The following is an 18,673-nucleotide window of genomic DNA, read 5'->3' as shown; positions in this document are numbered from 1 at the left end:
AATTGAGAGGTGTAAAATATGGAAAATGAAAACATTCAAGATGCAATTGTAATACCAGAAAACAGTGAAAATGAGATAGTTGAGATCACCAATGCCTATGAGCAGGAGCTTAAGTCTTCACCAGAAGTGGTTGAACTTACTACGAAAATGGACATTAACAATAGCAATTCTATACTAGAATTTGGAAGTGAACCAGCACAGAAAATATCTCAGTATGCTGATAAAATTTTAAACAGCATTAAAAGTTCCAGTGTGGAAAGTTCTGGGGACATGATAAAGCAGCTAACTGTCATAATGAAGAAGTTTGATAGAAACGATTTTGTAAAGGAAGAAAAGCCGGGATTTTTCGATAAGCTATTCGGAAAAGCGTCAAAGAGTGTGGATAAAATCATGGGTAAATACCGCACCATAGGCGGAGAAATCGACAATATTTACACTGAATTAGTTGCATACAAAAAAGATATAAACCAGACCAACGCAATTTTAGATAATCTTTATGAAGAAAACATACATTACTACAAGGAACTTGAAAAGTATATCATGGCTGGAGAAATCATTGAAAATGAAGTAGTTACAAAAATCATCCCATCACTAGAGCAGACGGCCAATACCTCTGGAGATCAGATGGATGTTGTAAAACTTCAAAATGCAAAGGATTCTCTAGAGCTTTTAAGACAGAGGATATACGACCTTCAGATGGCTAGGATGGTGTCAGTACAGACAGCACCTCAGATTAGAATGATTCAAAAGGGGAATTATAAATTAATTTCAAAAATACACTCTGCTTTTGTTGTGACAATACCAGTATTTAAGAACGGTATTGTTCAAGCTGTAGCCCTTAAGAGACAAAGCAACGTGGTTCAATCTTTAAATGAATTAGATAGGACTACTAATGAGCTTCTTATAAAGAATGCTGAAAACTTGAGACAGCAGAGTACAGATATAGCAAGGCTATCAGGCTCTTCTACGGTAAAGATAGATACCATAGAGCGCACATGGAATACCATAATGCAAGGTATAGAGGAAACTAGAAATATTGAAGAAGAGAACAAGAACCAAAGACAAGAGAGTATGAAGAGACTTAAAGAAATACAAGATCAGATGAAACAAAAAAGGCTTGTATAACATAGAAAAAACACTGTACTAGGATAGTTACAGTGTTTTTTTGTATCAGAAATTTCAATAGTTAAATTATTAACCATATAACTATTCTATAATAATTGAAATAATTTTTAGATTTGATATACTAACAATGGTTATTAAATGCAAAAAAACATTTTATACAGGAAAAACCTAAAAAGCTTTAAACAAATCATTATGATAAATTATATACATAAATGAATATTCCCCAAGAAAGTTTATAGAATAATATAAAATGGAATAATGGTTGTTTAGTTGGAAAAGAGCTGATGATGTGATCATCGGCTCTTTTTGTATATCCATGGATAGTTCATGGATTTCTGCTGAGTTTAAGATTTATGTAATACAAGACTATAAGAGACTTAAATCGGATGAAAACTCAAGATTATCATTAAGTTGGAATTTGAATAGAGAAATCTCTAAGATTAACTATAAGATCCATACGGATGCAATCAAAGAATATCTATTAAAAGATCCTACCAAATAAATTCTATAAGTATAATTTAAAATTTAAAGCATATTTTATTTTTAAATTATGCACTGTAATTTTTATGGGATTATGGTGCATTTTTGCTAGATTTAAAATAATAAAAAATAGTGTATAATAGATAATGTGAAGTAAAGGATACATATTTTACGAAAGGAAACTAGCAATATGGAAGAATATTCACTTAGTAGAACAGAGCTACTTATTGGTAGCGAGAATATAGATAAACTAAAAAATGCTAGGGTAGTGGTACTTGGCATAGGAGGAGTAGGCGGCTTTGTGGTGGAAGCATTAGTGCGAAGTGGCATTGGACACATAGCTATTGTGGATAAGGACACCATATCCATAAGCAATTTAAATAGGCAGATCATAGCTACTCATGAGACCATAGGTAAAGATAAGGTGGAAGTTATGAAAGAAAGGGTGCTCAGTATAAATCCACAGTGCTTAATAGAATGCCATAAGTGTTTTATTGATAAAGATAATATAGGTGAAATAATTGGAGAAAAATGTGACTATGTGGTGGATGCCATCGATACGGTGACGTCAAAATTACAGGTCATAGAATACTGTAGCGCAAATAATATACCAGTTATAAGTTCCATGGGTACTGGAAATAAGCTAAATCCATTGGAATTTAAAATTACAACTATAGATAAGACCAAAGTATGTCCTTTGGCAAAGGTCATGAGGACAGAGTTAAAGAAAAGAGGAATCACCAAAACCAAGGTGTTGTATTCTGAAGAAATTCCTGTGAAAACTGGATTAAGAACTCCGGGAAGTATGTCCTTTGTTCCACCGGTGGCAGGCATGGCCATAGGGGGGCAGGTAATAAAGGACATTATAGAGTTACTAAAGGATTCGAGCAAATAATTAAGAAACTGCGGGGGAACTAGCTGAAAATGAAAAAGACCATAGGAATATTTGCCCATGTAGATGCGGGAAAAACTACCTTTTCAGAGCAAATTTTATATCATACAGAGAGCATACGAAAAAGGGGAAGGGTAGACAACAAAGAGGCCTTTCTCGATGACAATGAAATAGAAAGAAGAAGAGGGATTACTATTTTTTCCGGTGTGGGAAGTTTTAATTATAACAATGACCAATATTTTCTTCTGGACACTCCAGGTCATATAGATTTTTCTCCAGAAATGGAGAGGACCATAAGCATCTTAGATTACGCTATAATAATTATCAGTGCTGTAGAGGGTATTCAAGGACATACGGATACCATATGGAGATTGCTTTCAAAGCATAGTGTGCCTACCTTCCTGTTTATCAATAAAATAGATAGGACAGGGGCAGATGTGGGAAATGTCATAGAAGATATAAAGAAAAAATTCTCAAAGGATCTGTGTGTGTTTTCTACAAATGATACTTTGGGTAATCTTTCAGAAAGAAATGTGGAGATCATAGCAGAAAAAGACGATGAATTGCTAGAGCGCTATTTTAATGGAGATTATGATGAAACTTTGTGGATAGATACTTTGAAAAAACTCATAAGCAAGAGAAAAATTTTTATTATTGGCAGTGGCTCAGCTTTGCAGGATCAGGGCATAGAAGAATTTTTCAACATTTTTGCAGAACTTACTTTCACAAAATACAATGAGTCACTGGACAAGGAGCTTAAAGCCAGAGTACTGAAGATAAAGTACGATGACAAGGGAAGTAGGGTTACTTTTGCAAAGGTTCTTAGTGGAAGTATAGCTGTAAAGCAAGATATTGATTATGAAGTTATGGATGAGAATTTTACAGAAAAAATAAATGAGATAAGGCAGTACCATGGAAACGGCTATACTAGGATGAACAAGGCAGAAGCTGGTGATGTGGTTTCCATTGTTGGAATATCCTCTTTAAAAGCTGGTATGGGGATTAATATGGAAAATGAAGAGTACAAAGATATGGTACCTACCTTAAAAGCCAAAGTCATATTTGATGAAAAGTTAAATCCCAAAGATGTGTTGCAATATTTCAAGATCTTAGAGGCTGAAGAAGATAGTTTAAATGTGGCCTGGAGTGAGGAGTTACAGCAACTTAGTGTTAGTATCATGGGAAAGGTACAAATAGAAGTTTTAAAGGAGATTTTACATAGTAGGTTCAATCTTCCAGTGGAATTTGCAACTCCGGAGATTTTATATAAGGAAACCATAAAGGGTGTTACTTATGGTTATGGCCACTTTGAACCTTTAAGGCATTATTCGGAGGTAAATTTGAAAATAGAAGCAGCACCTGTGGGTTCTGGTATAATTTTCGAAAATCAGTGTACCAATGATATGCTGCCACCGGGATATCAAAATTTAGTGCGCACTCATATTTTTGAGAGAGAACATCATGGAATTCTAACGGGATCAGCACTTACTGATCTTAAAATTACATTGATTAACGCAAGGGCTCATATAAAGCACACTTGTGGAGGAGACTTTAGGCAGGCTACTAAAAGGGCTTTGAGACAGGGATTGGAAAGTGGAGATAATGTGCTTTTAGAACCTTTTTACAAGTTTAATATAGAGGTAAATTTGGATTACATGGGCAGAATCATCAGTGATATTCAAAGGCTATATGGAAGCTTTGAGGAGCCTGTTATAAATGGAGATAGAGTGTCCATAAGGGGTATAGGTCCAGTATCCACATTTATGGACTATGCCTTGGAGTTTCAAGACTTTACTAGAGGTACGGGAAGTCTGTCCTTTATATTCCATGGCTATGATGTTTGCCACAATAGTGAAGAGGTTATAGAGAAGATAGCTTACGATAAGGATGCTGATGCAGAGTATCCATCTTCCTCAGTATTTTGTACCAAGGGTGCAGGCTATTCCGTGCCATGGTATGAGGCAAAGGAACATATGCATTGTCTTAAGTAATGAATGAAGAAATGGAGGTATAAGAAGCTGTATGGAGAAATTATTTTATGAAGATCAGTATATAAAAGAGTTTGTGGCTGATATAAAAGATATTAAAGAAAAAGAAGGAAAATATCATGTGTCTTTAAATAGAACAGCCTTTTTCCCTGGTGGCGGTGGTCAACAATGTGATACTGGACTTATAGGAGACATAGAGGTAAGTGAAGTTTACGAAGAAAATGGAGTCATATATCATGTGTTAGATAAAATGCCAGTAAAAACTCATGAAGTCCATTGTAAGCTCAATTGGGAGAGGCGAAAGGATGGCATGGACCAACATTTTGCACAACACGTTTTGTCAGGCTGCTTTTTTAACACTTATAATGCTAACACCCTAGGGATACATATAGGAGACGATTATTCTACTGTGGATATACAGGGGGTTCTCACAGAGGAACAAATAAGTCATGTGGAGAAATTAGCAAATGAAGCTATTTATAGAGAGTTGAAAGTTGAATTTCTTTTTCCAGATGAAGATGAACTTCAAAATATAGATCTTCGCAGAGCTAAACCTAACACTGATGAAAAAATTAGAGTAGTTAAAATAGAGGACCTTGATATAAATGCTTGTTGTGGCATACATCCCTCCAATACAAGGGAACTTAGACTAATTAAAATATTGAAGTTTGAGAAATACAAGGGCAACACTAGAATTGAGTATATTGCTGGGGAACGTGCTGTGAAGGATTGTATTAAAAAGGACTTTATATTGTCTAACATTTGTAGAGAACTGAGCTGCAATGTGGATGAAGTTTATAGCAATATAATAAAGTTGGAAGAAAAGTATCAGCAAAGCTGCGAAGAAAATAAACAATTAAACAATACTTTAATGGAGTATGAAATAAAGGAATTCATTAAAGAGGCTGATATTATTGGAAACACAAAGCTCATTGTAAGGTCAATGGAGAATTATGATGTGAAAAAAGCTAATAAACTCATAGAAAAAATAGTAGAACATCATGGTGTTGTTGCTGTTTTGGGTATCAGTTCTTATGACACATGTAATCTTATTATGGCCTCTTCAAAAGATGTGAATAATATATCTATGAGCCATGTATTAAAGGAATCCATAAAGCTTATAGATGGAAGAGGCGGCGGAAAAGACCATTTGGCTCAAGGTGCAGGAAAAAATCCAGAGAACATAAAGGCAGCTTTGAATTTGGCGGAAAATATTATTAAAAAATCTTTTATTTAAAATAAGAAAGCTTGTATCCCATAATAAACTATGGGATACAAGCTTCTTTAAATTATGTTTTAATTTTTTCCCTTTGCATGATGCAAAGTAGGCTTATTATATCTTCTGTGATTTTCGGATTGTTGTTTTCCCATTGCAAGCGGTATTCAAATAAATTGGTAACTGGCGTTTTTACAGAGCTTAGAACTCTTCCGTCTAGACAATATATGGAGTTTTTATATTTAAATGAAATATTTATGGTGTAGTTTGGATTTACTTTGTGTTTTGAAGTAAAGGCACATCCTCCACCACTGATGTTAAACATGGTGCCGTCATGCAAAGTTATATCATTAACTGGCTTATTATTGAACTTCACTATGGAAAAGCATAATGGCAGACAAACAGGTTGCCTGAAAAATTCTCTCTTTTGAGTTTTAACAGGGGGAGCTATGGCCTTAAACTCACACCCTAGGATGTTGTCTATTTTTTTATTGCCAAGAAAAATAGATTTCCATGAAAAAATACCCTTTGGAGTTTTACACATTAACATATATTCCAAATTAGATTTGTCGCTAATCATGGAACTATTAAAGCCTGCAATGTATCCCGTGTAAAAAATATTGTCACTATTTTTTTCAATTATATTTGTCTTGTAATAAGTTCTTTTATCATTTATATTATCCAATACGCAAATATCAACATTGTCTAAAATATTCAGATCTTCAATCATAGCAATCCTCCAAAAATAACATAATTCACAATTATTATACTATAAATTTAAAAGATAATAAACATATCTATATGTAATTTAATAATAATTGTAATAATTTTTAGGTATTGAAATATATATATATGTATTATATAATAAGAATGATCGAGATCGAAATTAAAATTTAATATTGTTATAAGTTTTTCGAAAGAAAATTAAAAGAGAATTTGGTGAGAATCCAGAACGAACCCGTCACTGTATTAGGGAGTTATTTGTGAAATACCATTGGAGGTTTTTCCGAGAAGGTACAATTAACTATGAACTTAAGTCAGGAGAACTGCTTATAGCTACATTTTTAAACCGCTGCGGTGCTCAGTTAGTTTACATTATTAATTTTGCAACAAGGTGTCTTTATGTCACCTTTATTTTTTTTTATGGAGGTAACTTATGAAATATACTAAATTACAAAAATCGTTTATTTTAATTTCAGTATTTATGGCGACAATCATGGCTTTTCCGATTGTTGCAAATGCAATGCATATTATGGAAGGGTATCTTCCAGCCACTCATTGCGTGTTGTGGGGGGTACTATGTATACCATTTGTGGTTGTTGGCCTTATGAGAATAAACTGGATATCAAAAAACCACAGAAAGACCATCCTTCTACTTGCCATGGTGGGAGCATATGCTTTTGTATTGTCGGCTTTAAAGATGCCAAGTGTTACGGGATCTTCAAGCCATCCAACTGGTACAGGCCTTGGAGCTGTTTTGTTTGGACCTAATGTAATTGCCGTTGTTGGTGTTATTGTTCTTTTATTCCAAGCTATATTATTAGCTCATGGCGGACTTACTACCCTTGGTGCTAATACTTTTTCTATGGCTATTGCTGGACCATTTGTGTCCTATGGAATATTTAAGCTTTTAAGAAAGTTTAAAGTTAACGATATAGTTTCTGTAGGAATAGCTTGTGCACTAGGCGATTTGTTTACATATTGTATAACATCTGTGCAGCTTGGTATTTCACACCATGGAAGTGTTGGAGTTATGAAGTCTATAGGAGAATTCATGATGGTATTTGCTGTGACACAAATTCCACTTGCCATCGTAGAAGGTATTTTATCTGCAGTAGTAATGAGTCTTTTGAAAAATTTTGCAAGGCCAGAACTTGAAGAAATAGGATATATGTAGTATTCGAGTTTCTATTTTGTATTTGTGGAGGATGAATATGAGCAAAAAGAATGTAATTGGGATAATATTGGCACTGCTAATATGTGCAGTTATTCTTGTAGTGCCACTGATGACTATAAAGGATAGCGATTTTGGTGGTGCAGACGATAAAGCTGAGGATGTAATAGCTAAAGTTAATCCAGGCTACGAGCCATGGCAGGAAAGTGTAATTGAATTGCCAGGTGGAGAAACAGAGAGCCTTTTATTCTGTCTTCAGGCTGCCTTAGGTGCAGGTGTAGTTGGATACGGATTTGGATATTATGTATCAAGAAAAAAGTACTCTTCAAAAGGAAAGAATGAAAATAAAAATGAAAAATAAAATACACAAGAAGCACACTCATGGCATTATTTTTATGGATATGTATGCTCAAAAATCTAATATGAGAGATGTAAATTCTCAATTAAAGCTTGTAAGTTCCATGTTATTGTTGATATACTGCGTTTCAGTGGATATTACCTTAATTCATGTGATTATTGGAATAAGTATGGTATTTTTAACTGTGGGATTGGCGAAAATTCCTAGGGGCTATTATTTTAACTTAATTAAATTACCCATTGCCTTTATACTAATTAGCTGCATCACAATAATAATAGACTTTAGTAAAACTCCATTAGGGATTTATAACTTTAAGATAGGTACAGTATTTTTATGTGTGACAAAAACAGGATTATTAGAGTCTTTGAAACTATTTTTTAAGGCTTATGGGGCTGTAACATGTTTGTATTTTCTAAGCCTAACTACGCCAATGCAGGATATAATAGAATCCTTAAAAAAAATCCACCTTCCCACGGTAGTAATAGAGCTTATGTATCTAATTTATAGATATATTTTTCTATTACAGGATGTGCAGAATGCCATGACCACTTCTGCTATGTGCAGATTAGGGTATGATGGTGGTAAAAATGCATGGTATACTTTTACTCATATAAGTGGCAACGTGTTAGTAAACTCTTTTAAAAGAAGTCGTGATAGTTTCAATGCCATGGAAGCTAGATGCTATGAGGGAGATTTGTGCTTTCTTAGCGAAGAGCATAAAGTGAAAAATAAACATTTGCTTTTCGTGTTGGTGTATGCTATATGTATTATATTATGTACAATATTTTTAAGCAAAAAGGGGATAGATTTATTCTAATGGACAGTACAATCTTGAAACTGCAAAATATAAATTTTTCGTATTTTCAACACAAAAAAGCTCTTAATAATATATCAATTGACATTCATAGAGGAGAGAAAATAGCCATATTAGGCAATAATGGGGCTGGAAAATCTACCTTTTTCCTTGTATGCAATGGTATTTTACGACCTGAAAGTGGACACTTAGAATATGAAGGTAAAGAAGTTCTTTACAAGAAAAGTGATCTCACAAATTTAAGAAAAAATGTTGGTATAGTATTTCAAGACGCAGAAAATCAAATTATTGCTTCCACAGTGGAAAGTGAAGTTTCTTTTGGACCTATGAATCTTAAGTTGGACAAAAATCAGGTTAAAAGAAGGGTGGAAAATGCTCTAGAGCTTATGAATCTAACCGAGTATAGGCAAAGAGCGCCACAATATCTCAGTGGAGGCGAAAAAAAAAGAATAACCATTGCAGATATATTGGCCATGGATTCTAGAGTGATTTTGCTAGACGAACCTACAGCTTCTCTAGATCCTAAAAATGTGAAGTTGCTTTACAACACACTAGATAAGTTGTCTCAAAAAGGTATAACATTAGTGGTTTCCACCCATGATGTGGACTTCGCCTATGAATTTGCAGAACGAGCAGTTATATTTAATGACGGAGAAATAATAGCAGATATGCCTATGGAAGATATTTTTAATGAGGATAGCATTATCGAAAAGGCTGGTATAAGGAAACCTATTTTATATGAGGTTACAAGAGCTTTGAATAGAAAATTTCATGAAATAAGTCAGGATTCAGATGTGTACCCAAGGAATATAGAGAAGTTTATTTCCTGGATAGATAAGAGATAATGTAATATGGTTATAAGTTAATAGTAAAAATGAAGAACCACCGAAAGCCATTAGTGTTTAAGGTGGTTCTTTTGTATAATTAGATTTTTTCTTTAAAAGCCATGTCTAACTTTGCTATTTCACCTAAAAGCTTTGAAAAATCTTTATCCACATATATAAGCTGTGATATGTGGATAAAGGAACTGTTTAGTTCTTCAATAATACAACATAACTTCATATCTATCTTATCTAAGGTAGATGAATGTTCGGATAGCTTACTGCTTAAAAAAGAAATTTTCATGGCATCATCCATATTTTCAGCGTTCTTTTTTATAGCCTTATTGAGGAAATTTAAACCTGTTATGGCCATGCCAGCAGGCCCAAGCATACCCAAAAATAATTTTCCCATAATTTTTCCTCCTATAAAAGTGAATGAAGTGCCATTGAAGTTAGAAGTATTTTTTGATTTGCCTAAAATACCATTGTCCACAAGGTAAGCTAAAGCAACACAGTTGTATGGTACAGGGGGGATGCTTGTTAAAGTTCTATGATCTACGGTGCTCTTTAGTGCAAGAGTTTTTATAGGTGGAGATGAAACATCCTTAAAATAATCCTCACACTTTGATTGAGTTTCTTCCAATCTAAAGGTTTGACACAGGGTGTCTATGCTATCCATGATATTTTGAATATTATAATCTTTACTTTGCGAGCTTTCTAACATATTTCTAGTTTCCTTCATGATGTCCAAGCATTTACATTTTAAATTGTATAAATCTTCTATATGTTGAAGTACGATATCGTATTTTAATTGATATTTTTTACCCTCTTCTTTGAAATTTTCTATGGCCATGTACTTATAATCTGGTGTTGGCATGATGGTATTCCCCTAATTATTGATTATTATTATTATATGATACTGGCTATTTAGAGTTGAATAAAAGTTGTAATCAAGTTTAACATAATGTTAAAAGGAATACCTTATTGACATGGGATACGGATTATAGATATACTGATACGTGGCGGTAGTTATCGCAAAATATTATACATATATACAAAAGAAAGGAAAATAAATGGAGAACGTTAACAGTTTTACAGAAGGTGGAATAGTAAAACCACTTATCAAATTTTCTATTCCTTTGATGATGGCATTATTGCTTCAGGCCTTATATGGTGGGGTAGACCTTATAATAGTAGGTCAGTTTGGAAACACTGCTAGTGTAGCGGCAGTTGCCATTGGAAGTCAGATAATGCAGGCTATAACAGGGATTATAACGGGTCTTACCATGGGAGTGACAGTATTGATTGCACAATACATGGGAGCAAAAAAGAAAGAAAAAATTTCAGATGTTGTTGCTGCGTTGATTAAGCTATTTTCAATAATCAGCATAGTAGTAACTTTAATTATGGTGATTTTTGCAAAGCAAATAGGTTTTTTGATGAAAGTACCAGCAGAAGCCTTTCAGCAAACAGTAAATTACATAAGAATATGCTCTATGGGAACTATATTTATTGTGGCGTATAACGCTATAAGTGGGATTTTTCGAGGCATGGGAAATTCAAAATTGCCACTGCTATTTGTTTTTATTGCGTGTATTGTGAACATAGTATGCGATTTTATCTTTGTAGGGGTATTCAAACTAGACTCATCTGGAGCAGCTTTGGCTACAGTGCTTGCCCAGGCAGTAAGTGTTGTATGCTCAGTAATTTTTCTTAGAAAAAATAAGTCCATAGTAAATGTAAAAAAACATAATTTCAAAAATAATGGGGCATATATAAAACAAATACTAAAGATAGGTGGACCTATTGCACTTCAAGACAGTCTGACTACAGTATCTTTCCTTATAATAACTAGTATAATGAATTCTATAGGTTTAGTGGCATCGGCTTGTGCAGGTATAAGTGGGAAAATTTTTATATTCCTTGCCATTATCCCCATGGCATTTATGTCCGCACTTGGCGCTATTGTAGCTCAAAACGTGGGAGCTGGGAAAGAAAAAAGGGCAATAGCTATATTTAAAACTACCACATTGATATCTATGGCTTGTGGTGTAGTTATGTTTCTTTTAACATACTTTAAAGGAGCCATGCTAGCGTCTATATTTGAAAAGAACACAGAAGTTATAAAGGCTACGGCAGAATACCTAAAAAGTTGTTCTGTAGAGTACATTCTTGTTTCCACCTATTTCTGCTGTCTTGGATATTTTAATGGAATAGGAAAAACAACATTTGTAATGCTTCAAGGTCTTGCTTCAGCATTTTTAGTTAGGATACCTTTATCTTATTACTTGAGCAGAATCCCTAATGTGGATTTTTTTACCCTAGGGTTGTCAGTACCTATTTCTGCACTTTTTAGTGTAATTGCGTGTTTCATATATTTCTTTATGATAAAGAAAAAGAGAGTCAAGTCAGAAAAATTGATTTAATTTTAATTTGTATTTAATGTCTTTTTACTAAAAAATAATTTACTAAATAAAGACATTGGGTATATAATATATACTGTTGTAGATTATAGATTGTGTTCACGTATTGAATAGTTAAATAAATTAGGAGTGGTGAAGTTTATGAGATCATTTATAGTTCTCGGTGCACAGTGGGGCGATGAGGGAAAAGGAAAAATAACGGATTATCTTGCAGAAGAAGCTGATATGGTTGTTAGGTTTCAGGGAGGAAACAATGCAGGTCATACTGTAATAGTTGGAGACAAGGAATACAAGTTACACCTTGTTCCATCAGGTATACTGTACGAAAATGAGATAAATGTATTGGGCAACGGTGTAGTAATAGATCCAAAGGCATTGTTTGAGGAAATCGAATATCTTAATAAGCTAGGTGTGCAAGTAACACCTGATAGATTGTATATTAGTGATAGGGCTCAGGTAATAATGCCATACCACAAGCTCATGGATAGCCTTAAGGAAAAGAGCAGAGGAAATGATAAAATAGGCACTACAGGAAAGGGCATTGGCCCATGCTACACTGATAAGGCAGAGAGAAGTGGCATAAGAATATACGACCTTATAGATGAAGAGGTTTTAAAAGAAAAGTTATGTAATAGCTTAGCTTCAAAAAATGAAATCATTGAAAAGGTTTTTAATGCTGAAAAACTTGATATTGATGCATTGTACAATGAATATGTTGAAATTGGAAGAAAAATAAAGCCTTACGTAAAAGAAACTTCCGTTGAGATATTCAATGGTATAAAAAGTGGTAAAAGAGTATTATTCGAAGGCGCTCAGGGAATGCTTTTAGACGTGGATTATGGAACATACCCTTATGTTACATCATCAAACACCATTGCCGGTGGAGTTTGTACAGGTGCAGGCATAGGTCCAACTATGATATCTAATGTAGTTGGTATAGGTAAAGCTTATACCACTAGAGTTGGAGAGGGGCCTTTCCCAACGGAGCTTCTTGACAGCATGGGAGATCACATCAGAAATGTAGGTGGTGAATTTGGTGTCACTACAGGAAGAGCGCGAAGATGTGGATGGTTAGATCTTGTTATACTTAAAACTACTGTAAGAGTAAGTGGGTTAACAAGCTTTGCTATAACAAAAATGGATACTTTAGCTAATATAGACAGGATAAAAGTTTGCGTTGCCTATGAGTTAGATGGTAAGATAATCGATTATTTCCCAGCAAGTTTAAAGGAGTTGTCAAAGTGTAAGCCTGTATATGAGGAATTTGAAGGATGGGGCTCACAAATTGCGGAAGCTCGTACTTTTGAAGAACTTCCTGAGAATGCAAAGAAATACATTAAGAGAATTGAAGAATTTACAGATACAAAGGTATCTATAGTATCTGTGGGACCAAAAAGGGATCAAACCATAAGAGTAAGTGACATTTAACCAAAATTCTTAGCTCAATATGAAGGAAATGAAATTGGATTTCTTAATAATATATAAAAGGTGAATAAGGTTTGCTTATTCACCTTTTATATATGAAATATTGTAAACATGTAAGGCACAAATGCAATGGCAAAGCAGCAAGTAGCAAAATATTTTAAATAAATAAGTATAAGATATGAGGGGAATGTATAATCTAGTGCAAGGTAAAATAAAAAAAGACTTAGTATACCTAACAACCCTCGCATAATTTTATCTTTCAAGGGGACCTTTGTAGAAAATTTTACGAACTTACTCTCAAGGATATAGCCTAAAATAAGGCCACCGTAAAGTCCAGCAACTTTTATATAGGAACCATCCTTTAGAATAAAGCAAATAATAAGGAATGGAATGTAGATATAGATTAATATACTGTTTTTCTTTGTATTCAGGATGTAATTAAAAGCTTTGTGACATAAAAGTGTACACATGGTTCCAGTAACTATAGCACCAATAACATCTGTTGGCCAATGAACTCCTAGGTATATTCTAGAAAACCCTATGCAGATGATAAAAATTGTTCCTATAATATACATGTATGAATGTTTAAAATGCAACATCATACTTTCCCAAAAAGTTGTGGCTATTTGTGTATGACCGCTTGGAAAGGAATACCCTGTGGCAGTGGGTAAGTGGAGTGAAGTAAGATTTTTTGAGCCAATGGGCCTTGGGAACCTAATTAAATCTTTCAATCCAGAATTAAGAGTTATATTGGTTGAAAGATTAAATAGTAACTCCATGCCGAAAACTTTGTCCACGGTCCAATAAAGTATAGAAGAAAAAAGTATTACTACTGGAGTTTCTATACTCATGGTAAAAGTAAGAAATATATATGTTAACAAAGGCGACCTAATACTTTGTAGGTATAATAGCAGTTTTAATTGTGTGAACATGCGGTACTCTCCCGTCGTAAAATTATTGAAGTGAATATATGATTAATATAATATCACAATAATAATCATATTACACTATTATTATAAAATTAATACTATAAAATTAGTATTAATATAGATAAAAATTTACTATTTGTTAATGGTTACTTATGTACAATTGTAATTAAAAGTTATAATATAAAAAGATAATATTAAATGGAGGAGACTATGTTATGTTTAAACTAATTAAGCACTTGAAAAAATATTACGTTTTTATCCTATGTATAGTTGGTTTTCTTGTGCTTCAGGCTACTTGTGATTTATCCTTGCCTGAATTCACATCTAAAATTATAGACGTAGGAATACAACAGGGTGGTATAGAAAATCTAGCCATAGAAGAGATAAGAGAAAGCCAATTTAATAAGTTAAAACTGTTTTTAAAGGATGATGACATAAAATTAGTAGAGGAAAATTACAAGGTTATAGACAATGGAGAGACCTCTAAAAGTAAAAAATATGTATTAAACACTAAAGACAAGGAAAAGAAAGAAAAAATAAGCAATGTTATGGCAAAGCCCATGGTAATAACACAAATTTTAGAAAGTGACAGCGAAGAGGGCAAAAATATTAAAAATAATATTTTTAAGTCTTTGCCAAAGGAATTAATCTCATCAAATGATGGAGATATATTTAAGGTTCTACTATCTATGCCTAAAAGTTCTCTTTCACAGATGACCAATAAGATGGAAAAAAACTTAGAAAAAATCCCAGATAAAATAATACAACAATCTGCTGTAAAATTTGTTGTAGCAGAGTATACAGCTCTTGGTAAAAATGTGGATAAAATTAAATCAAATTATATTATTTTAGCAGGGCTTAAGATGCTGGGAATAGCTTTGGTGAGTCTTATAGCCACTGTAATTGTGGGATTGTTGGCGGCTAGGGTAGCAGCATCCCTTGGAAGAGATCTTAGAAAAAAAGTGTTCTCTAAGGTTATGGGCTTTTCCAATGCCGAAATGGATAAGTTTTCTACCGCCACATTGATAACTAGAAGTACAAATGATATTCAACAAATTCAGATGCTAATGGCAATATTATTGAGAGTAGTATTTTATGCCCCTATTCTTGGAGTTGGAGGAGTGATAAAAGTTTTCAATACTAACACCTCCATGGAATGGATCATTGGCGTGGCTGTATTATCTATATCTATACTAGTCATTTTTATGTTTAGTTTTGTTATGCCAAAGTTTAAAAAAGTTCAAAAATTAGTAGATAAAGTAAATCTAGTCATGAGAGAGCACCTTACTGGTATGATGGTAATAAGGGCCTTTAGTACAGAAAAGCATGAGGAAAAAAGATTTGACAAGGCCAATAGGGAACTTACAAAAACCAACCTTTTTGTAACTAGATTCATGTCAGCTATGATGCCTATGATGATGCTAATAATGAATGGTATTTCTATACTAATTGTGTGGAAAGGCGCTCATGGTATAGATTCAGGAGTAATGCAGGTGGGGGACATGATGGCATTTATTCAGTATACTATGCAAATAATAATGTCCTTTGTCATGATTTCTATGGTATCCATAATGCTCCCAAGAGCAACTGTTGCAGCTGTTCGTGTAGACGAAATACTTACTACTGAAAATTCAATTATAAGCAGCAGTAATCCAGAAGATTTTATGGTTGAAAAAAAAGGCCAGGTTGAGTTCAAAAATGTTTCATTTAAATATCCTGACGGAGACGAAAATGTATTAAGTGACATTTCATTTTTGGCGAAACCAGGTGAAACTACTGCCTTCATAGGTAGTACTGGTAGTGGTAAATCCACATTGATAAATCTTATTCCCCGTTTTTATGATGTAACTGAAGGTGAAATATTGGTGGATGGAGTAAATATAAAAAAGGTGGATGAGAAAAAGCTTAGAGATAAAATAGGGTATGTACCACAAAAGGGTGTGCTTTTTTCAGGAACTATAGCTTCAAATTTGAGGTATGGCAATGTAAATGCCAGTGATGATGAAATTGAGAAAGCGGCTGCTATTGCACAAGCCAGTGATTTTATAGAGGAAAAGGTGGAAAAATACGACTACCCTATGGCACAGGGTGGAACAAATGTTTCCGGAGGTCAAAAGCAAAGGCTTTCCATAGGTCGTGCCATAGCAAAAAATCCTGATATATATATTTTTGACGATAGTTTTTCAGCTTTAGATTATAAAACGGATAAAAGATTAAGGCAGGCATTGAAAAGGGAAATCAATGAAAGTACCGTGTTAATAGTAGCTCAGAGAATTAGCACTATCATAGATGCTGAACAAATTGTAGTTCTTGATGAAGGTAAGGTAGTAGGAATAGGAAATCATAAACAATTGTTAAGCAATTGTGAGGTGTATAAGCAAATTGCCATGTCACAGCTTTCAAAGGAGGAACTGGAAAATGAATAATAATATGGACAATGAACAAAAGAACCAGAAGACATCATTGAAAAAAGGAGCTCCCCTTGGTGGTGGTGGTCATGGACCGAAGTTCGCTTTGGAAAAACCAAAAAATTTTAAAAAGACCATGGGACAGCTATTTTCCTATTTAGGCAAGTATAAGTTTGGTCTTATATTGGTAGTTGTTTTTGCTATAGGAAGTGCTATATTTAGCATAGTTGGTCCCAAAATTTTGGGAAACGCCACTGAAGAGATTTTCCAAGGGCTTATGAGAAAAGTATCAGGTAATGGTGCTTTGGGCATCGATTTTTCAAAGATAGGTAAAATACTACTATTCTTATTGGGAATATATTTAATAAGCTCTATTTTTGCGTTCATACAGGGCTTTATAATGACTGGTATAGCACAGAAGATTTCTTATAATTTTAGAAGAGATATAGAAGAAAAGATAAATAAAATGCCACTAAAATACTTTGATACGAAAACTCACGGAGAGGTGTTATCTAGAGTTACCAACGATGTAGACACCGTAAGTCAGAATTTAAACCAAAGTATGACACAAGTTATAACAGCCATAGTAACGGTAATAGGTGTTCTTGTCATGATGCTCACCATAAGTATACCTATGACTGTGGTGGCTGTCATAATACTTCCAATCTCCATGGGATTTATATCTCTCATTGTGAAAAAGTCGCAGAAATATTTTAAGTCTCAACAGGAATACCTCGGTCACGTAAATGGTCAAGTGGAAGAGATGTACGGTGGACACAATGTAGTAAAAGCTTTCAATGGAGAAAGAGAAGCTATTAAAGAGTTTGAAGAATTTAATGATACACTGTATAACTCTGCTTGGAAATCGCAGTTTCTTTCAGGTATGATGATGCCTGTTATGACTTTTATAGGAAATTTGGGTTACGTAATAGTGTCAATAATGGGTGGTTATCTTGCCATAAGGGGACGGATAAGTGTTGGTGAAATTCAATCATTCATACAGTACGTAAGGAGTTTTTCACAACCTATTGCCCAGGCAGCACAAGTTGCCAACCTTATGCAATCTACAGCTGCTGCAGCTGAAAGAGTATTTGAATTCCTCAATGAAGAGGAGGAAGAACAGTTTGCAGAAAACCCTGTAAAGGTAGATAACTTAAAGGGCAATGTGGAGTTTAGAAATGTGAAATTTGGATACTACAGCAATAAGATTATAATAAATGATTTTTCAGCTAAGATAAAAGAAGGTGCAAAAATCGCTATAGTAGGTCCTACTGGTGCAGGAAAAACTACCATTGTAAAACTTTTAATGAGGTTTTACGATGTAAATAGTGGAAATATATTTATAGATGGCCACGATATAAAAGATTTCAATAGGAGTGAACTTCGAGAGCTTTTTGGTATGGTACTTCAAGATACTTGGCTTTTTAATGGAACCATTGAGGAAAACATACGATATGGAAAGTTAACTGCTACAGATGAAAAAGTTAGAGAAGCAGCCAAGGCAGCCCATGTAGACCATTTTATAAGAACGTTGCCGGGTGGCTATAATATGGTTTTAAATGAGGAAGCCAATAATGTTTCCCAAGGACAGAAACAGCTTTTAACTATTGCCAGGGCAATATTGGCGGATCCTAAAATATTAATTTTGGATGAAGCCACAAGCTCTGTAGATACTAGAACCGAGGTGTTAATACAAAAGGCCATGGACACCCTTATGAAAGGAAGAACAAGCTTTGTCATAGCACATAGGTTGTCAACTATAAGGGATGCAGATCTTATTCTTGTCATGAATAATGGAGACATCATCGAACAGGGCAATCACGAAGAATTGCTGTCACATAACGGATTTTACGCAAATTTATATAATTCACAATTTGAAAAAGCTAATTAAAAAAGTCAT

Annotated in this window: 16 protein-coding genes and 1 riboswitch; of the genes, 13 read left to right on the top strand and 3 right to left on the bottom strand. The window is 34.0% G+C overall.

Features of this window, described 5'->3' with window-relative positions; all coding sequences use genetic code 11:
- Positions 1-18: 18 nt before the first annotated feature.
- The 5 genes from BUA73_RS09740 to BUA73_RS09720 all read left to right on the top strand — a co-directional run bounded on the left by BUA73_RS09740 (position 19) and on the right by BUA73_RS09720 (position 5,722).
- The gene (locus BUA73_RS09740) at positions 19-1,125 is read left to right on the top strand and encodes a toxic anion resistance protein (protein WP_072903942.1); all 1,107 of its coding nucleotides are present in this window, start codon (positions 19-21) and stop codon (positions 1,123-1,125) included.
- A 262-nt stretch (positions 1,126-1,387) separates the two neighbouring features.
- Entirely contained in the window at positions 1,388-1,627 is a 240-nt protein-coding gene (locus BUA73_RS09735) for a hypothetical protein (protein WP_479723828.1), read from the top strand.
- A gap of 168 nt (positions 1,628-1,795) precedes the next feature.
- Positions 1,796-2,500 (top strand): tRNA threonylcarbamoyladenosine dehydratase, encoded by a 705-nt coding sequence (locus BUA73_RS09730; protein ID WP_072903941.1) that lies wholly within the window; start codon positions 1,796-1,798, stop codon positions 2,498-2,500.
- 29 nt (positions 2,501-2,529) lie between these two features.
- Positions 2,530-4,488, top strand: coding sequence for an elongation factor G (locus BUA73_RS09725; protein ID WP_072903940.1), 1,959 nt, complete (start codon positions 2,530-2,532; stop codon positions 4,486-4,488).
- Between the two features lie 31 nt (positions 4,489-4,519).
- Positions 4,520-5,722, top strand: coding sequence for an alanyl-tRNA editing protein (locus tag BUA73_RS09720; protein WP_072903939.1), 1,203 nt, complete (start codon positions 4,520-4,522; stop codon positions 5,720-5,722).
- Positions 5,723-5,774: 52 nt separating this feature from the next.
- On the opposite strand, the gene BUA73_RS09715 is transcribed toward BUA73_RS09720, so the two are convergent.
- Positions 5,775-6,431, bottom strand: a complete 657-nt coding sequence (locus BUA73_RS09715) for a PilZ domain-containing protein (RefSeq protein ID WP_072903938.1) — start codon at positions 6,429-6,431, stop codon at positions 5,775-5,777.
- 159 nt (positions 6,432-6,590) lie between these two features.
- Positions 6,591-6,769, top strand: a riboswitch (cobalamin riboswitch).
- Between the two features lie 88 nt (positions 6,770-6,857).
- Between BUA73_RS09715 and BUA73_RS09710 the strand changes: the two genes are divergently transcribed.
- From BUA73_RS09710 to BUA73_RS09695, 4 genes are read left to right on the top strand one after another with little or no spacing between them, the layout of a single operon-like run.
- Positions 6,858-7,598, top strand: a complete 741-nt coding sequence (locus tag BUA73_RS09710) for an energy-coupling factor ABC transporter permease (RefSeq protein WP_072903937.1) — start codon at positions 6,858-6,860, stop codon at positions 7,596-7,598.
- 37 nt (positions 7,599-7,635) lie between these two features.
- The gene (locus BUA73_RS09705) at positions 7,636-7,956 is read left to right on the top strand and encodes an energy-coupling factor ABC transporter substrate-binding protein (protein ID WP_072903936.1); all 321 of its coding nucleotides are present in this window, start codon (positions 7,636-7,638) and stop codon (positions 7,954-7,956) included.
- The gene (gene cbiQ, locus BUA73_RS09700) at positions 7,946-8,770 is read left to right on the top strand and encodes a cobalt ECF transporter T component CbiQ (RefSeq protein WP_178139249.1); all 825 of its coding nucleotides are present in this window, start codon (positions 7,946-7,948) and stop codon (positions 8,768-8,770) included. The genes BUA73_RS09705 and cbiQ overlap by 11 nt, the downstream gene beginning before the upstream one ends.
- The gene (locus BUA73_RS09695; protein WP_072903956.1) at positions 8,770-9,612 is read left to right on the top strand and encodes an energy-coupling factor ABC transporter ATP-binding protein; all 843 of its coding nucleotides are present in this window, start codon (positions 8,770-8,772) and stop codon (positions 9,610-9,612) included. The genes cbiQ and BUA73_RS09695 overlap by 1 nt, the downstream gene beginning before the upstream one ends.
- Positions 9,613-9,691: 79 nt before the next feature.
- On the opposite strand, the gene BUA73_RS09690 is transcribed toward BUA73_RS09695, so the two are convergent.
- Positions 9,692-10,465 (bottom strand): hypothetical protein, encoded by a 774-nt coding sequence (locus BUA73_RS09690; RefSeq protein WP_072903934.1) that lies wholly within the window; start codon positions 10,463-10,465, stop codon positions 9,692-9,694.
- 196 nt (positions 10,466-10,661) lie between these two features.
- On the opposite strand from BUA73_RS09690, the gene BUA73_RS09685 reads away from it, so the two are divergent.
- On the top strand, positions 10,662-12,014 hold the full coding sequence (locus tag BUA73_RS09685; protein WP_072903933.1) for an MATE family efflux transporter: 1,353 nt from the start codon (positions 10,662-10,664) through the stop codon (positions 12,012-12,014).
- A gap of 138 nt (positions 12,015-12,152) precedes the next feature.
- Positions 12,153-13,439, top strand: coding sequence for an adenylosuccinate synthase (locus BUA73_RS09680; protein WP_072903932.1), 1,287 nt, complete (start codon positions 12,153-12,155; stop codon positions 13,437-13,439).
- 86 nt (positions 13,440-13,525) lie between these two features.
- Here BUA73_RS09680 and BUA73_RS09675 read toward each other — a convergent pair whose 3' ends face one another.
- Entirely contained in the window at positions 13,526-14,368 is an 843-nt protein-coding gene (locus tag BUA73_RS09675; RefSeq protein ID WP_072903931.1) for a phosphatase PAP2 family protein, read from the bottom strand.
- Positions 14,369-14,580: 212 nt separating this feature from the next.
- Here BUA73_RS09675 and BUA73_RS09670 point away from each other — a divergent pair, with 212 nt between their 5' ends.
- Positions 14,581-16,791: an ABC transporter ATP-binding protein gene (locus tag BUA73_RS09670; protein ID WP_072903930.1), complete on the top strand. Its 2,211-nt coding sequence runs from the start codon at positions 14,581-14,583 to the stop codon at positions 16,789-16,791.
- Positions 16,784-18,664 carry an ABC transporter ATP-binding protein gene (locus BUA73_RS09665; RefSeq protein ID WP_084672195.1) on the top strand — a complete coding sequence of 627 codons (1,881 nt, stop codon included), beginning with the start codon at positions 16,784-16,786 and terminating at the stop codon, positions 18,662-18,664. The genes BUA73_RS09670 and BUA73_RS09665 overlap by 8 nt, the downstream gene beginning before the upstream one ends.
- Positions 18,665-18,673: the final 9 nt, after the last annotated feature.

The organism is Hathewaya proteolytica DSM 3090, from assembly GCF_900142225.1.
Lineage (GTDB): Bacteria > Bacillota > Clostridia > Clostridiales > Clostridiaceae > Hathewaya > Hathewaya proteolytica.
The sequence above is the reverse complement of the archived record's forward strand: the minus strand, read 5'-3'. Positions and strand labels throughout refer to the sequence as shown.

Coding starts and splice junctions, on each gene's coding strand:
- BUA73_RS09740 (WP_072903942.1), top strand. CDS start 19: ATGGAAAATGAAAACATTCAAGATGCAATTGTAATACCAGAAAACAGT.
- BUA73_RS09730 (WP_072903941.1), top strand. CDS start 1,796: ATGGAAGAATATTCACTTAGTAGAACAGAGCTACTTATTGGTAGCGAG.
- BUA73_RS09725 (WP_072903940.1), top strand. CDS start 2,530: ATGAAAAAGACCATAGGAATATTTGCCCATGTAGATGCGGGAAAAACT.
- BUA73_RS09720 (WP_072903939.1), top strand. CDS start 4,520: ATGGAGAAATTATTTTATGAAGATCAGTATATAAAAGAGTTTGTGGCT.
- BUA73_RS09715 (WP_072903938.1), bottom strand. CDS start 6,431: ATGATTGAAGATCTGAATATTTTAGACAATGTTGATATTTGCGTATTG.
- BUA73_RS09710 (WP_072903937.1), top strand. CDS start 6,858: ATGAAATATACTAAATTACAAAAATCGTTTATTTTAATTTCAGTATTT.
- BUA73_RS09705 (WP_072903936.1), top strand. CDS start 7,636: ATGAGCAAAAAGAATGTAATTGGGATAATATTGGCACTGCTAATATGT.
- cbiQ (WP_178139249.1), top strand. CDS start 7,946: ATGAAAAATAAAATACACAAGAAGCACACTCATGGCATTATTTTTATG.
- BUA73_RS09695 (WP_072903956.1), top strand. CDS start 8,770: ATGGACAGTACAATCTTGAAACTGCAAAATATAAATTTTTCGTATTTT.
- BUA73_RS09690 (WP_072903934.1), bottom strand. CDS start 10,465: ATGCCAACACCAGATTATAAGTACATGGCCATAGAAAATTTCAAAGAA.
- BUA73_RS09685 (WP_072903933.1), top strand. CDS start 10,662: ATGGAGAACGTTAACAGTTTTACAGAAGGTGGAATAGTAAAACCACTT.
- BUA73_RS09680 (WP_072903932.1), top strand. CDS start 12,153: ATGAGATCATTTATAGTTCTCGGTGCACAGTGGGGCGATGAGGGAAAA.
- BUA73_RS09675 (WP_072903931.1), bottom strand. CDS start 14,368: ATGTTCACACAATTAAAACTGCTATTATACCTACAAAGTATTAGGTCG.
- BUA73_RS09670 (WP_072903930.1), top strand. CDS start 14,581: ATGTTTAAACTAATTAAGCACTTGAAAAAATATTACGTTTTTATCCTA.
- BUA73_RS09665 (WP_084672195.1), top strand. CDS start 16,784: ATGAATAATAATATGGACAATGAACAAAAGAACCAGAAGACATCATTG.